Source organism: Hyphomicrobium sp. LHD-15 (genome assembly GCF_031157355.1).
Taxonomy (GTDB): domain Bacteria; phylum Pseudomonadota; class Alphaproteobacteria; order Rhizobiales; family Hyphomicrobiaceae; genus Hyphomicrobium_C.
Genome location: NZ_JAVIFT010000001.1, coordinates 1175980 through 1190563 on the forward strand (window position 1 = coordinate 1175980; position 14584 = coordinate 1190563).

At 59.8% G+C, this 14584-nt stretch carries 12 protein-coding genes; 8 read left to right on the plus strand and 4 right to left on the minus strand.

Annotation, left to right across the window (positions count from 1 at the left end; all coding sequences use genetic code 11):
- Nucleotides 1-421 precede the first annotated feature (421 nt).
- The 3 genes from RCO24_RS05295 (at nt 422) to RCO24_RS05305 (ending at nt 1771) form a co-directional block, all read left to right on the plus strand.
- A complete protein-coding gene (locus RCO24_RS05295) occupies nt 422-685 on the plus strand; it encodes a hypothetical protein (protein WP_308960405.1) in 264 nt (87 codons plus the stop codon).
- Nucleotides 686-1049: 364 nt separating this feature from the next.
- Nucleotides 1050-1457 (plus strand): hypothetical protein, encoded by a 408-nt coding sequence (locus tag RCO24_RS05300; protein ID WP_308960406.1) that lies wholly within the window; start codon nt 1050-1052, stop codon nt 1455-1457.
- A gap of 50 nt (nt 1458-1507) precedes the next feature.
- Entirely contained in the window at nt 1508-1771 is a 264-nt protein-coding gene (locus RCO24_RS05305) for a DUF1488 domain-containing protein (RefSeq protein WP_308960408.1), read from the plus strand.
- Nucleotides 1772-1781: 10 nt separating this feature from the next.
- On the opposite strand, the gene RCO24_RS05310 is transcribed toward RCO24_RS05305, so the two are convergent.
- Nucleotides 1782-6518 carry a chemotaxis protein CheB gene (locus RCO24_RS05310; protein ID WP_308960410.1) on the minus strand — a complete coding sequence of 1579 codons (4737 nt, stop codon included), beginning with the start codon at nt 6516-6518 and terminating at the stop codon, nt 1782-1784.
- A 304-nt stretch (nt 6519-6822) separates the two neighbouring features.
- Here RCO24_RS05310 and RCO24_RS05315 point away from each other — a divergent pair, with 304 nt between their 5' ends.
- The 3 genes from RCO24_RS05315 to RCO24_RS05325 all read left to right on the plus strand — a co-directional run bounded on the left by RCO24_RS05315 (nt 6823) and on the right by RCO24_RS05325 (nt 8395).
- Entirely contained in the window at nt 6823-7515 is a 693-nt protein-coding gene (locus RCO24_RS05315) for a sensor histidine kinase (RefSeq protein WP_308960411.1), read from the plus strand.
- Nucleotides 7516-7650: 135 nt separating this feature from the next.
- Complete coding sequence (locus tag RCO24_RS05320) at nt 7651-7830, plus strand: hypothetical protein (RefSeq protein WP_308960413.1); 180 nt, start codon at nt 7651-7653, stop codon at nt 7828-7830.
- A gap of 301 nt (nt 7831-8131) precedes the next feature.
- Complete coding sequence (locus RCO24_RS05325; protein ID WP_308960415.1) at nt 8132-8395, plus strand: hypothetical protein; 264 nt, start codon at nt 8132-8134, stop codon at nt 8393-8395.
- 451 nt (nt 8396-8846) lie between these two features.
- On the opposite strand, the gene pqqA is transcribed toward RCO24_RS05325, so the two are convergent.
- Nucleotides 8847-8936 (minus strand): pyrroloquinoline quinone precursor peptide PqqA, encoded by a 90-nt coding sequence (gene pqqA, locus RCO24_RS05330; protein WP_308960417.1) that lies wholly within the window; start codon nt 8934-8936, stop codon nt 8847-8849.
- 693 nt (nt 8937-9629) lie between these two features.
- The gene (locus RCO24_RS05335; RefSeq protein WP_308960418.1) at nt 9630-9980 is read right to left on the minus strand and encodes a hypothetical protein; all 351 of its coding nucleotides are present in this window, start codon (nt 9978-9980) and stop codon (nt 9630-9632) included.
- Nucleotides 9981-10502: 522 nt separating this feature from the next.
- On the opposite strand from RCO24_RS05335, the gene RCO24_RS05340 reads away from it, so the two are divergent.
- The gene (locus RCO24_RS05340) at nt 10503-11573 is read left to right on the plus strand and encodes a glycosyltransferase family 4 protein (protein ID WP_308960419.1); all 1071 of its coding nucleotides are present in this window, start codon (nt 10503-10505) and stop codon (nt 11571-11573) included.
- Between the two features lie 99 nt (nt 11574-11672).
- On the plus strand, nt 11673-13862 hold the full coding sequence (locus RCO24_RS05345) for an amylo-alpha-1,6-glucosidase (protein ID WP_308960421.1): 2190 nt from the start codon (nt 11673-11675) through the stop codon (nt 13860-13862).
- 207 nt (nt 13863-14069) lie between these two features.
- On the opposite strand, the gene RCO24_RS05350 is transcribed toward RCO24_RS05345, so the two are convergent.
- Nucleotides 14070-14477 carry a hypothetical protein gene (locus RCO24_RS05350; protein ID WP_308960423.1) on the minus strand — a complete coding sequence of 136 codons (408 nt, stop codon included), beginning with the start codon at nt 14475-14477 and terminating at the stop codon, nt 14070-14072.
- Between the last annotated feature and the right edge of the window lie 107 nt (nt 14478-14584).

The window sequence follows — 14584 nt, forward strand, 5'->3', positions numbered from 1 at the left end:
GCAGACGTGGGTCGCACATCGATGCGAGTCTCACACGTCCTTCGCGGCAGAGTCTGCTAATGGGACTTTGCGGACAAGGCCGCGATGGCCGCTTCGTCCCAAAAGCGGACGTCGAACCGTCACCGATTGGATACGCAGACGCTCACGTAGCTGTCGTCCGCATCCGAATGTAGAGCGGTTGTTACAAACGCACAGGCGAAGCCTCCCTCCTTGCCCCGAACCGGAAGCAGTGTCGGAGGCCGGACACCATGCGCTGCATGAGTAGTTTCCGAGGGTGCTTAGGCGCGCCAGAGCACGCTATCGTCCGCGATCCACTCATCGCAGAAGCCAGCCTCAGCCGCCCGATTCTCCAACAACGGAGAACGGACGGATCTCGACTTTTAAACGAAGCCGAGCGCACCCAGCCTCGGAGGAGCACGGAATGACCATACGGACGCCAGAGCAGATCGCGCAAAGGATTATGGAGCTGCTTGAGCAAAGGCACACCAAGCCCGGCGAGTACGACATGTTCGGTGCTATAGCGGCGCGGCTCGCCAACGAAGAGATCTTGGGGATCGAGTTAAATGACGGTGTGGAATTCGGAGTGGCGAACGGATGGCTCAGCTTGAGAGGTCCGCGAATTTTGCGAGCGTCTGAATGCGTAGCTTCGGAAGGCCCAACCACCACGACCACGACCCGCCGCTGAGCCGTCGTTGCCCACGCTTCTGTCAGACGTTCTGAGTAGATTCCGACTCTACGGCAAATGCCCCTCCGTCCTTACTATCTAACCCGACACGTGCGTCCGGATTTGAGCATGCATGCGCGCCTGTCGCCTTTCACCGCCTGAGACTTTGCGCCAGGAACAAGGATTTTTCTCATATGAATGACCCGGCTCCTCGCTTCGTTGCTGAGAAGATTAGCTGGCGCACGCTTGCCCCTTGGATCCCGTCGTTGCTTGTTCCGATTGTCCTCGCCCTGGCGCTCGTTGGCTACGTGGTGTTCCAAGCCGCTAGCTAGAGCGTCCCCGCGGTGTCTGATTGCTCTTGGATCATAGAAGCATTGGAGTGCGAATGTCGCGATATCAGCAGCTCATATCGGCAGGAATTATCCTGACCGTTGTCACAGGAGGCGTAGCAGGAGCAGCGAGCGGATTGGCTCTCGACGGCTTCGTCGCCAACCAGCCGGTGCTGGCCATCGTGGCTGCGTTTCTCGCCATTGTCGCAGGCACGCTTGTTCGTCATTTCACTGTCTTCGCGTCCATCCGGGGAGCGGGACCTGGTCCCGGCCGACTGATCATTCCCGGCGTCGTCCTGTTCAATGCGGTGATTGCGGCCATCGGCGGTGGCTTAGCCGGATATTTGATCAGCCTGAGCGTCCTCAATCCTCCGCCAGCAGCGTGGATCGGCTGCCTGTCTGGCGTCATGGCCAGCGTCACGATGGAACTTCTGATGATCGGTTATCGCGCCCGGATGCAATAGATCCCGCGCATGCCTCAGAGCCATTGATCGCGGGAAGGAGAAATCACACGATGACACTGAGTTTTCCCAATCGGAGCCGAAGCTACGACGCACGCGGGCGCCGCGTGCGCTTTTGGGGCCATGACGGCGCACTCGAGATCAGCTTCTTCATTGATCAGTGCGCTTTCTCCCGCATGGGCCCAGATCCGAAGTTTGACGAAGCCGGAATCCTGGTTGCGTTCGACCGCTATCGGGATCGAATCCTCGACGTAGCGGCAAAAGTCTACTCTGGCCGCCGTAGAGATGCCTACACGTTGCTGCCATCCGATTTCTGAGGCGCAGACATCAAGCGGCTGCAATTGCAGTTCGGATCAACGCAGGAAGCGATTTCGAGCCGGTCTTCCTCATAATGGCCGCCCGATGATTGTCCACGGTGCGCTGGCTGATGCCAAGGTCGGCGGCAATGTTCTTGCTCGGATGTCCAGCCATGACGAGATTCATGATCTGGCGTTGGCGCGCGGTTAAGCCCGCCACAAGTGAGACGGCCTGCTCCCGCGTCGCCGTAACTTCAGTCCTACCGCTGTCGAGATCGAGAGCGCGCGCGATGCTGGCAAGCAGCTCCACGTGCCCGATCGGCTTCTGAATGAAATCTGCGGCACCGGCCTTCATCGCTTCAACCGCCAAAGCGATGTCTCCGTCGCCGGTGATCATGACCGTGGGCAGCGCACGGCCTTCCGCCCTGAGGCGCTCGATCAGCGCGAGACCGGTCATCCCAGGCAATCGGGCATCGAGCAGCAGGCAGCCCTCGGACCGCGTGGCCCGTAAGAAGTCCTCGCCGTCCGCAAAGATTTCCACTGCGTAGCCATGCTCTTGGAGGAGATCCCGCATTGTTTCAAGGAGGACAACGTCATCGTCAACGACGAATACCGTCGGCATCGCGGACCGATCTACCGGCGACGGCACGTCGACCGCCGCGGCGGCCCCTTTTGCGCGCGACTTGATCAGAAGCTGTTGGATCATGCCAATCAGCTGCTGAGATTTCACCGGCTTGTTGAGCTGAATGTATCCCTGGTCCGCGACTGCGCGCAGTGTGGTGGTCGCGATGTCGCCCGTCAGAACGATGGCGGGGATGTTTCGGCGGAGCTGCTGTCGCAGGCTTGCAATCGCATCCAGGCCGCTGACACCACGGGCCAGGTTGTAGTCGGCGATAACAAGGTCCAGTCGCGCCGGGTCTTTCCCGGCCAACTCGAGCGCTGTTGCGATGTCTCCGGCCGCCGACGTCCGATGTCCCTCCTCATCGAGAAGCATCTTGATCATATCCCGGACATTCTGGTCATCGTCGATGACCAGAATGGCACCGGTCGCGGGCGCCGCCTTCTCCTGAACCGCGCGTACCGGCCTCGTCTCGCCGATGTCGCCTGCGCCTCCGATCGGCACCTCTACCGCAAATGCCGACCCGTAGCCGGGGATCGAGCGGACATCGATCGAATGCCCGAGAAGGTCTCCCATCCGTTTGACAATTGAAAGCCCAAGCCCAAGACCCAGGCTGCTGTCGCGTGCTGGATTGGCGAGTTGGTGGAACTCCTCGAAGATTTTCCGCGCCTGATCCATGGGAAGGCCGATGCCGGTGTCCAGCACCTCGATGCGAATGATCCCGGCCCGTCGTCGGCATCCCAGAAGCACCTTCCCTTTGCTCGTATACTTGACGGCATTCGAGATCAGATTGTGAAGCATCTGCCCGAGCAGCTTTGGATCGCTCCGAGCGATGAGGTCGCAAGGCACCACATGCCATTGCAGGCCCTTTTCCTCGGCGAGGTAGGTGAATTCGGTTTTCAGTCGGGCGAGCAGGCTGTTGATTGGGAAATTGACCAGCTCAGGCCGCACGACGCCAGCTTCGAGCTGGTTGATGTCGAGGAGCTTGTCGAGCATGTTCGACATGGCACCGACCGTGTCGTCGAGGCGCTCGAGCAGCTTCAGCGTGCCTTCGTCGCGTGTGCGTTTGGTCAATATGCCCTGCAGCAGATTGATTGTCTGCAGCGGTTGACGCAGATCGTGACTGGCGGCTGCAAGGAACCGCGATTTACCAATGTTGGCGCGCTCGGCCAGCGCCTTCGCGGTTGCCAGTGCCTCGCTTTCGCGCTTCACCTCCGTGACATCGATGATCGACAAAAGAATTTTCCGGCTCGTCACGGGCTCGTCGCCGATTGGGCGGGCGCTCACCGCAAAGGACCGGACGCCGCGTGTCGGCAGCTCAAGGGTAATTTCCGCGTCGGCCTCTCCCTTGCCTTCCGTGCGGAGTGCAGCAAGAAACTGGTGCAGCGCCGGCATGTCGAGATGGGAGCCGAAGTCGGGAAGGTGATGGCCGACCATTGTCGCCGGTTCGACTTCGAACATCCGATAGAACGGTGTCGAGGCCGACATGACACGAAGATCCGCATCCAGGACGACGAGGGGCTGTCCGATCGTGGCGATGATGCTGTCAGAGTAGGCGCGCGCGGCCTGACTCTCTGCCTGCGCCGCCTTGATTTCGGAAATGCCCGCCAACGTGATGACCACGCCGTCGACGTGCGCCGCATCATTCCGAGATGGCAAAATACTGCGGATATACCAGGCGCCGTCATCGGCCTCGACCTCACGGCGCACCGGAGTAGACGTTTCGAGAACGGCTTGCGCGTCGGTCAGCATATTGTCGTCCCTGAAGCGATGCGTGAGATCGCCGAGCGGACGTCCGATGTCGGTCGCAATGACGTTGAAAAGCGATTTAGTCGCCGGCGTGAAGAAGCGGATCCTCAGTGTTTGATCGAGGAACAAGGTCGCCACGTCGGAGCTGTTGAGGATGTTGTTCAGGTCGTCCGACGTTGCCCGATGACGCTCCACCGTCTCCTGAAGCTGGCTGTTCAGCGCGTTCAGCTCCTCGTTGAGCGATTGCAGCTCCTCTTTCGAGGTCTCCAGCTCCTCGTTGATGGACTGGACTTCCTCGTTAACGGACATAGCCTCCTCGTTGATCGCCTTGTGCTCCTCGTTGGCGGTCTCGAGTGCAAGAACAGCGTTGTCCAGCTCGGCGCGGAGCGAAGCCAGTTCCTGCTCCTGTTCGGCATTGCGCAACGGCTCCGGGGGCGTATTTCCCTCCGCGACGGGAGCCGGGCCGGGCTTTTCGTCGTCGCTGAAGCTGACGAGCAGAAAGGACTCGCCGTTACTGGAAATCGGCACGACGTCGATCTTTACGGCAACACGCCCGTCGCCGCGATCCATCTCTCCGCCTCGCATGACGGCACCGGCTTTTTGATCATTGGCACGTTGGATCGCCATCCTGAGCTTGCTGCGCAACCCCTCGCGCGCCATGACCAGAATGTCTTGGCTTGCCTCGCCCGATGCGATTTTGAGGTAGCGGTCGATGGCCCCGAAATAATGCACGCCTTCGCGCTTATCGTTGATGAGAACCGAAGCCGGGACGTAGCCGTCCATCAGCGCCCGCCTCGCAATTTCGGCAAGGGGCGGGAGGCGGGATTTGTGATCGGCCGCCTTGGGAAGCGCAACGTGCCCAAGAGTGCCGGCTTTGATCGGAAGCATGACCGCACCGGGCCGCGGACGTCCGACATGGCGATAAATGCGGTGTTTCTTGTTGATCTGCTCAAAGCAATCGGCGTGCTCGCCGACCGTCTCGGACGTGCCGAGGAACAGCACGCCCCGCTCACGAAGCGCGAAGTGAAAGAGCATGAGCGTTCTTTCCTGCGCTTCCGGGCCGAGATAGATGAGCACGTTCCGGCACGAGACGAGGTCAAGGCGCGAGAACGGGGCGTCGGCCAGCAGGTTCTGCGTCGTGAAGACCACCGTCTCCCGCAGCTCGCGGGTGACCCGATAGCCGCCGTCTTCCTTGACGAAATAGCGCGCAAGTCGCTCGGTCGTCACATCAGCTCGGATCTGCTCAGGGTACGCGCCGTTGCGGGCGAACGCCACGCACTCGGCGTCGATATCGGACGCAAACACCTGCAACTTGATGCGGGACCTTGCTGTCGCGATCTCATCGAGAAACAGGATGGCGATCGAGTAGGCTTCCTCGCCCGTGCTGCAGGCCGGTACCCAAATGCGGAGCGGCTGACCCACCGGTTGATCGCGCACAAGATCCGCCACGACCGATGATGCCAGCGCATCGAAGGCCGGGCGATCGCGAAAGAACTGGGTGACATTGATGAGAAGATCCTTGGCCAGGAGGTCGCGCTCGTTCTCATCGTTGCGCAGAAGGTCCAGGTAGCGCGCCCGGCTTTCGATGGTCGCCAACGCCATGCGCCGCTCGATGCGGCGCTGCAGGGTTCCGCGCTTATAGTGTGAGAAATCGTGGGCGGTCGTCGCGGTCAGGAAGCTGATGATTTCCGCCAGCTCGCGTTCGACGGCGCCCTGCGAATGGCCGGCGTTTACGCCACCGCCATGCGCCTGACGAGAAAACCTCAAGAGCGCTTCGTGCATTTTTGCCACCGGAAGCACGAGATCGACCCTGCCCGTATCGATGGCACTTTGCGGCATGCCGGCGTGCGCAGCCTCGTCTGGGTCCTGGACAACGACGAGCCCGCCCTGCTCGTGCACCGCCTTCAGTCCGAGGCTGCCGTCGGCGCCCGTTCCGGACAGGATGGCGCAAAGGGCGCGCTCACCGCATTCATCGGCAAGCGAACGCAGGAAGAAGTCAAACGCCATGCGTGCGCCGTGACGATCGCGCGGCTTGGAGAGGTGGAGCGATCCCGCCTTGAGCGAGAGGTAAAATCCGGGTGGAATGAGATAGACGTGATCGGGCTCCAGCGGCATGCCATCGGCGGCTTCCACCACGGGCATGCGTGTGTGGCCCGCCAGCAATTCGCTCATCATGCTCTCGTGCGTCGGATCCAAGTGCTGGATGAGCACGTACGCCATGCCGCTCGTTCCGGGCACGGCGTCAAAGAAGCGCTGGAACGCATCGAGACCTCCGGCGGAGGCGCCAAGTCCGACGATGGGAAACGTCGGCGTCCGGTCCGCTCCGCCTAGCTTGGGCGCACGCTCGCCGCTCGGCGGCTCTCGTGCCGCTTCCGCCGCGCCTGGACGAAGTCCAGTCATGATCCCGCTTTCTGTGCCTGCTCGCGTTCCGCAATGGGACGACACGAGAAGATGCACTCTAGCACGTTTTTGCTGCATTGCGGGGGCATGACTCCGAATGCGGAAAAACCACGTCGATAGAGCTGAGTACAATCCGAGTCTAACCGCATATTGCGGCTGCCCGCTACGGTCATGCCATGACGGGACATACGACATCCGAAGCCTCGTTTCTGCTCGGAAATCGCGTGCTAGGTCCCCCCAAGCCCTCACCGAGATCAGGAGAGCAGCCATGCTGAAATTTCAATCGACCGGAAAGGCCGGCAGAATGTCAAAGACGTTCTCTCGCACCGATACGATAACCCGCCTTTTGATGAGAGAGAAAGGTCAGCAGCTTGTCATCAACGAGCTGCGCCACCGCACGAAAAATCTTCTTTCTGTCGTGTTGGCGATCGCACGCCAAACCGGATACGTGAGCCACGATGTCGAGTCGTTTCAATGCGAGTTTAGTCAACGTCTGAACGGGCTTTCGCGTTCCATGGATCTGCTTGTCGAGGACGGCGGGGGCGGCGCGGCCGTGTCGGGCTTGGTGCACAGCCAGCTCCAGCCCTTTGGCAATATCGATGGCGTGCGCATTTCCGCGACTGGTCCGGATCTTTTTCTGAACCTAAGCGCCACTCAGAACCTCGGCCTCGCGCTGCATGAGCTGGCGACCAACGCCCTGAAATACGGAGCGCTCTCCGTGCCGGAGGGGACTGTCACCGTCGCCTGGCAAGTCGGACCTGGCCCGTTGGGGTCCACGTGCTTTCGGCTGACCTGGCGCGAGCAGAACGGCCCCGAAGTCAAGCCGCCGGAACATGCGGGCTTCGGCCAAGTCGTCCTGCAGCGCATGACGGGCGCAACGCTAGGAGGAAGCGTGAGCCACGAGTTCCACCCCAGCGGGGTAGTCTGGACGCTCGAGGTGTTTTCGGATGCGGTCCTGATACCGAGCACGGACGCGAGTGTTGTGGGGACCACATAGGTACTTTCCGACTCTAACCCTCGGCGGTCGTTAAGGCGCATTTTCCTCGGTGCGAGAGTCAGAGGATATGTCGCCCATCAAAAATGTTCGTCCCTCCGACACGAAACGCCAACAATCAAACCGGTGAGGATATCCATGAACGACACCGCCAAGACGGCAACTGACACGCTGGAAACTTCGGCTGAGGGCACACCAACCTCTCCGCCCACGCTGCCGATTGACCGTCCGCTCCCCGTCGGCGACCCCGAGATCGTCGCAAACCCGATCATTGCCGTGCAAAGGTATCCAATCGCACCGGCGCCATTGAAAATCTGAGCCTATCGACTGGCTGTCCTTCTCCTCTATGGACCCGTTGCGGTAACGAGCCGGTGCATACGTTGCATCGGTTCGTTCTCGTTTGGAAAGGAGCTTTCGATGAAACCGCTCACATTGGCTTTAACGTTCTTGACGGTGCTGCTTGCCTCGCCGGCTTCTGCCAACGGCCCACCGACAAGCCGGAGATTCCGCTGCGGGACGACGCCACCTTCGCCAATGACGTGACACGCGTGTCAACGTCCGCCGATACTCGGCTCTCTCACACCTCCATCCTCAGCCGTTCTTTGGAAAAGCGGAGACAATGACGACGCAAACCACCAGGTCGATTGCGCTGTTTCAAGCCGCTTTCACTCTCTGTGGGATCGATGGCGAGTTGCCCGCCGGTAGCTACCGGATCGAAACCGAGGAGGAGGTGATCGAAAGTTTGTCGTTCGTGGCCTTTCGTCGACTGGAAACCACCATCGAACTTCCCGCAATCGGCTCTGCCAGTCTTAAAAGACAGATTATCACCATCGATCCTCTCGACCTTGCGGCAGCCCAGCTGCGTGACGCCGCTCGTTCTTAAGCAGCGCCGCCCTACGTGCGGAGCGCTCCACCCTCATTCTCCCAACGATCGATGCCAGCGCTATGGGGCTCCCGATCAGGCCGCCCGGCCTCGCTGTACGCGTTCACCATCTGATCGCGCTGTCGTCGCAGTCGCGCAGCCAGTCCATCGCGTCCGGACAGGCACGCGATCTCGATCGCACGCGCCATGTAAAAGTTTGCATCCTCGTAACAAAAAAGCGCGATCTGCCCTTTCGTCTCTCTCATCGACGCGTGGGATCTTTCGGCCCGTCTCTTGAAAGAGATGATTTCGCGACCGCTGTCCCTCATCGCACGTTTCTCCGATCGATCTTCCAACGTCTCGACATGCGATCGGCGCCCGCTTTGCACAGGCGCCGAAAGCACTGACACCGACGCAGTACGATGCATAGCGGTAGCACCAGTGATGGCCGCTCTCCGATTACATGTCATCGTTAGACGAGGTCAATCTCAGCCGGCAGATAGCTCGTAACCTCGAGACCAACGGCCTGCTCGCGCACCTGCGGTGCGTTCCACATCCTCATGGTTGTCTCCATTGGTTTGGACGGATGCCCATTGCATCGGTCACTATGAGGAAATGGGGATCCCATTCGCAAAGCGCCAATCACGTTCGCGTTTTTCTTCCAATGGCACAACGCGCCATGCGTTCGAGGATCTGAGCAGTATCCGACTCTGATGCCGCATTCCTGCTTGCGTTAAGGATGTGTCATTGGCCATCGCTTTGGTGGGCACGTAGCGAAAGGAACTTTGCTCTGTTGACCTTCCGACATCACAATGTCTTTGCCGCGCTCTCTATCGCCGCTTGCGCAACAATCATAGCTTCGGCGCCGGCAAGCGGGCAGGAAACGACTACTGCGCCGGCCATCCCGCATACCCAAGATCCCTCCATCGGACTGGGAAATTATCCTCTCGTGACAAAGGAGGAGAAATTAGTCTCCTGCATGGCACTGTGGGAGCCAGCGACGCACATGACCAAGGAGCGGTGGAGGACGGTGTGCGAGCGCGTTCAAACGGACAACTGAGCTGCGCGTATCGGTCAGGCTTACTCGGGCCGGGTTCATCCAGGTAGCGACTGCTCGCGGGAGCCAACTACATCAAGGAGGTTACGAGGACCTGAACCGACATGCCCTGAAATACGTCCGTCATAGGATAGTTCCTCGATGACCCCCGAGTGGGGCGGTTCGCCACTCCGCCCCAAGTTCGAAGTCGAGCGGTCGTTAGTGGTTTGTCGGCGTTCGATCAGACGTGCCGTTCTGCGTCTGACCTGCGTCCGTGCCGGCCGCACCGGTGCTGCTCGCGCCCGGGGTACGGCTCGGCGATTGATCGCCTGGCGTCCGGTCCGATGTTTTGTCAGTGCCACTCATTCCGTCACCAGCTCCATCCGAAGAACTTTGGATCCCGCCGTGCCTGCAGGCGGCGGTCCATTCGACCTCCGAGAGGCTATTGTCGCCGTTCTTGTCCACCTTCTTGAAATCATTCACGTAGGGCTTGGCCTTCTCCTTGGAGAGGTTACCGGAAGAACCAGTAAGCGCCTGCGTCCACAGCGTGCTGCACTGCCCCTCAGTCATCTTCAAATCTGATGGCGTCTGCGCCAAAGCCGACGAGAGCCCAAATGTAACGAGGACAATCGTGGCCGCGCATACGGGCGACGCTTTCATTGCGATTCCAATCATCATTATTTTCCTTGTTCATGGATGGTGTGCGTCCGCGCGTCGATCGACCGAAATCAACGTTCGATCTGCGCAACACCCATTTTTACGGGCTGCCACACGGTCCGCTCGATACTGAAAAATATCAAGCATCGATCAGCGCCGATAGCATCGGACAATACTCAATCGTAGCTCTGCGTGCCGCGCCGAGGTCGATAGGTGGAAACGTGTGTTCACCAGTGCAGATAACGGGCGAGGAACCCCCAACCTGACGCTCATCCGAAGATATCGACCTTGTGTTTGGCGGACTGGCTGTGTGAGTAGTTCCCGCATCTAACCCCTCGTTTCCCAATGCGATAGGATTCGAGACCGCAGAGGCAAGCACCGACAATACGCTTGCAGCGTCGAAGTCTTACGCCAATCATCGAAGGGTCGCATCAGATGCGAATTGCGCAAGTTGCGCCTCTTGCCGAATCCGTGCCGCCAAAACTCTACGGGGGCACGGAGCGAGTCGTATCATGGCTGACCGAGGAGCTCGTTCGTCAGGGCCACGAGGTGACACTTTTCGCCTCTGGCGACTCCGAAACATCTGCTACGCTCGTTCCTTGTTGTTCCCGCGGATTGCGCCTAGGGGGCGTCCGCGATCACTTGGCAACTCATCTCGTGATGCTTTCCCAGGTGATGAGAGCGGCCGAGGATTTCGACATCATCCATTTTCATGTCGACCTCCTTCAACACCTTCTTTTTAATCCCATCCGTCACAAGACCATCACGACGATGCACGGTCGGCTCGACCTTCCCGACAACATGCCGATCTACAAGGCGTTCCCCTGCATGCCGATGGTTTCCATCTCAAATCATCAGCGGCTTCCGATGCCGGCGTTCGTCGATTGGGTGGACACCATTCCGCATGGGCTCCCGTCATCCCTATGCACGTTCAACCAGCAAGGCGGCGACTATCTCGCATTCCTGGGCCGCATCTGCCGGGACAAGCGGCCGGATCGCGCCATCGAGATCGCCAAGCGCACAGGAATTCCATTAAAGATAGCCGCCAAAGTCGATCCGGCCGACACAGACTATTTCGAGCAGGTCATCAGACAGATGCTCGATCACCCCTTGATCGAGTTCATCGGCGAGATCGACGATCAGCAGAAAGGTGCGTTTCTCGGAAACGCCCTCGCGCTACTGTTCCCCATCGATTGGCCTGAGCCGTTCGGACTGGTGATGATCGAGGCGATGTCCGTTGGAACACCGGTCATCGCGTGGCGGGCCGGGTCTGTTCCCGAGATCATCACGGAAGGCGTTTCCGGCTACATCGTCGACTCGATCGAGGAAGGTGTCGCGGCTGTCGGGAAAAGCCTGACCCTCAACCGCGCCGTCGTGAGGCAAGCGTTCGAGAAAAGATTCACGGTCGAGAAAATGACGGGGGCCTACGTCGAGGCCTATAGGCGCCAGCTGGCTCTCACAAGCGACATTGGCTTGCAGCGCTCCGTGGCGCTTGCCGCAGAATAGCCATTTGCCGGGCGCGACCTTCTCCTCTAGCGACAAACGCGCAGATCCCAATCCGCTATAGTAATCTCGTACGCAGCCCGTTGATTAGCAGGAAGCCACATGATCACCGCCAAGCTGACCGGTGCCGTGGATCGGGAACACGATGATTCCGACTATCACATCGACGCGCGAACCTCGCTAACGGAGCGTACGTTGCGGACGCTCAAGCACGGAGACGCGTTCGCCGTTCTCGATGCATATGGGGATCTGGGAGTCGAGTTGGGCACGCCAGAAGGCATCTACTTCCGCGACATGCGATTTCTGTCGCGCATGAAGTTGATCTGTTCCGGACAACGGCCTTTGCTGCTCTCATCCGTCATTCACGACGATAACTCCGCATTGTCTATCGACCTGACCAATGCCGACATCGAGCCCCCCGGCCGGCCCCCCTTCGCCCGCAACACCATCGCGATCTCGCGCACCAAGTTTCTCTGGAACGCGGCGTCCTACGAACGCATCGCGCTGCGGAACTACGATGCGCTGGAGCGATTGGTCTCGATCGAACTTCTGTTCGATGCCGATTTCGTTGACCTGTTCGAAGTGCGTGGGATGCCTCGCGCAAAGCGAGGTCGGATCACCATAAAGCGAACGGCAGCCGACGCTATCCAGTATGTTTATGATGGGCTCGACGGCGTCCAGCGGCGCACTACATTGACCTTTGCGCCAATGCCAAAGCGGCTGGATCTGCATCGGGCGGTTTTTGAACGTGTTCTTGAGGCGGGCGAGCGCTCGACGATCCTGGTCACGGCCTCCTTCGACGAGAGTGACGAGCCGGACCCACCTGTCTCTTTCCACTCGGCCTACCGCGCCAAGCGCAAGGCATCGCGCTCTGATACAGAGAACATTGCTACCATCGAGAGCTCTAACCCGCTCTTCGACGAGCTCATGTGCCGTTCGACCGCCGATATCTATACGTTGTCGACGCGCGCCGGCGAAGAGCTGTATCCCTACGCCGGCATCCCCTGGTACAACACGGTATTTGGGCGCGACGGCATCATCACAGCGATGATGATGCTCTGGATCGATCCTGCGATCGCCCGCGGCGTGCTTCTACACCTTGCCGAAACACAGGCTACACACCACGATCCGGGGTCGGACGCACAGCCGGGAAAGATTCTGCACGAGCGGCGCAGTTGCGAGATGGCGCAGCTTGGTGAAATCCCGTTTCGTCGCTACTACGGCACCGTCGACGCCACGCCGCTGTTCGTCATGCTCGCGGGACTCTATTTCGAGCGCACCGGCGATGTGGGGACGTTGCAGAAGATTTGGCTCAACGTCAAAGCGGCCCTCGAGTGGTGCGACGTGTTTGGCGACCGGGATGGCGACGGCTTCGTGGAGTATCTGCGGGAGACGCCGAACGGCCTTGCCAACCAGGGCTGGAAAGACAGCCACGACTCGGTTTTTCACGCCGATGGCTCGCAGGCCACGGGACCGATCGCTTTGGTCGAGGTGCAGGCGTATGTTTTCGGCGCAAAGCGCCAGGCTGCCAAGCTCGCCCAGCATTTCGGCGAGACCGCCATGGCGGAACGCCTGAGCCAAGCCGCTGACGATCTTCAGGCGCGCTTCCAAAGCGCCTTCTGGTGCGAAGATATCGGGACGTATGCCTTGGCGTTGGACGGCGACAAGAGACCCTGCAAGGTGGTTACCTCCAACGCGGGACACTCGCTTTTCACCGGTATCGCGACGCTCGCTTCGGCGCGGAAAGTCGTTGCGTCCCTGATGCGCCGAACGTCATTCAGTGGCTGGGGCATCCGCACGGTTGCGCATAACGAGGCGCGGCACAATCCAATGTCCTACCACAATGGGTCCGTATGGCCGCACGACAATGCGCTGATCGCTCTGGGATTCGATCGGTACGGCTTCAAAGCCGAGTCCGCCGCCCTCTTCGAGGCCATCTTCGAAGCTGTCGGTTATCAGCAGGACCGGCGTCTGCCGGAGCTGTTCTGCGGGTTCACGCGCAGATCCGGACGCGGGCCCATCGCCTATCCTGTCGCGTGCTCACCGCAAGCGTGGGCGGCCGTATCGCCGTTCGCATTTCTCGGCGCCTGTCTCGGCGTTTCGATCGAGCATGCAGCAGAGCGCGTTCGCTTCATAAAGCCGACCCTGCCGAGCTTCTTGAACGAGGTCGTCGTGCGCAGGATCGTGGTAGGCAATTCAAGACTTGATGTGCGCGTTGCTCGCCACGGCACCGATGTATCGGTGAACATCACGGGGCGCGTAGGAAATGCGCAAGCCATTATCGTGACCTGACCCCAAACTGCCTCGGCAAAGCAGAGACCGCGTGCTGCCGTGCGTTACGGAGAGGATACAGGTAGCGTCATTCCCATATACGTACCGACTATTAGCAACGCGACAACAACTCCGGCGAGGCCGAAGCCCAAAACGTACCGTACATTGTGGCCTGTTACACCTTGCCGGACGGCGGTGGTGCTTTTCGACGGCGCTACGGCGTCGCGATTATCCAATTGCATCGGTTGCATCCTCTGGGTTTGATTGAACTGGACCTTGACCGTTGATCAGGTGCTCGACAGCAGCGACAAGCGCTTCTGCCGTTGCGGGTTTTCTCAAATGCGGCGCACCACTGCAGGGTCCATCGATGTACAGGTGACCGCTATAGATCAGGTAAGGAATGCCGCGCGCTGTGAGGCGGATACACAGAGCGGAACTGTCACCCCCTCCCAATGAGTGATCGAGGATGGCTGCGGCAAGGCCGTCATGTTCCGTGAGGAGCAGGGCGTGCTTCAGAGTGTTGGTGCTTGTGATTGCGGCGCCAGTTGTTTCGAGGCACTTCGTCATATCCATGACGATTAAAGGCTCATCCTCTACAATGAGGATGGATCGCCCTTGCAGAGTAGGGCTTGCCATTTGGGTTCCAGTTACGCGGCTAAGCGCAAACTGCCGGGAGGCGGCGCGACCCAGTAAGATTGGTCACGGATGACCCGAGCGTCGATCAATCCAGAGATACGCAACAA

What these genes read in the sequence shown, in the direction of transcription:
- RCO24_RS05350 (WP_308960423.1), bottom strand. Translation starts at nt 14,477, where the DNA reads ATGGCAAGCCCTACTCTGCAAGGGCGATCCATCCTCATTGTAGAGGAT.
- RCO24_RS05325 (WP_308960415.1), top strand. Translation starts at nt 8,132, where the DNA reads ATGACGACGCAAACCACCAGGTCGATTGCGCTGTTTCAAGCCGCTTTC.
- RCO24_RS05345 (WP_308960421.1), top strand. Translation starts at nt 11,673, where the DNA reads ATGATCACCGCCAAGCTGACCGGTGCCGTGGATCGGGAACACGATGAT.
- RCO24_RS05295 (WP_308960405.1), top strand. Translation starts at nt 422, where the DNA reads ATGACCATACGGACGCCAGAGCAGATCGCGCAAAGGATTATGGAGCTG.
- RCO24_RS05335 (WP_308960418.1), bottom strand. Translation starts at nt 9,980, where the DNA reads ATGACTGAGGGGCAGTGCAGCACGCTGTGGACGCAGGCGCTTACTGGT.
- RCO24_RS05300 (WP_308960406.1), top strand. Translation starts at nt 1,050, where the DNA reads ATGTCGCGATATCAGCAGCTCATATCGGCAGGAATTATCCTGACCGTT.
- RCO24_RS05315 (WP_308960411.1), top strand. Translation starts at nt 6,823, where the DNA reads ATGTCAAAGACGTTCTCTCGCACCGATACGATAACCCGCCTTTTGATG.
- RCO24_RS05310 (WP_308960410.1), bottom strand. Translation starts at nt 6,518, where the DNA reads ATGACTGGACTTCGTCCAGGCGCGGCGGAAGCGGCACGAGAGCCGCCG.
- pqqA (WP_308960417.1), bottom strand. Translation starts at nt 8,936, where the DNA reads ATGAGGATGTGGAACGCACCGCAGGTGCGCGAGCAGGCCGTTGGTCTC.
- RCO24_RS05305 (WP_308960408.1), top strand. Translation starts at nt 1,508, where the DNA reads ATGACACTGAGTTTTCCCAATCGGAGCCGAAGCTACGACGCACGCGGG.
- RCO24_RS05320 (WP_308960413.1), top strand. Translation starts at nt 7,651, where the DNA reads ATGAACGACACCGCCAAGACGGCAACTGACACGCTGGAAACTTCGGCT.
- RCO24_RS05340 (WP_308960419.1), top strand. Translation starts at nt 10,503, where the DNA reads ATGCGAATTGCGCAAGTTGCGCCTCTTGCCGAATCCGTGCCGCCAAAA.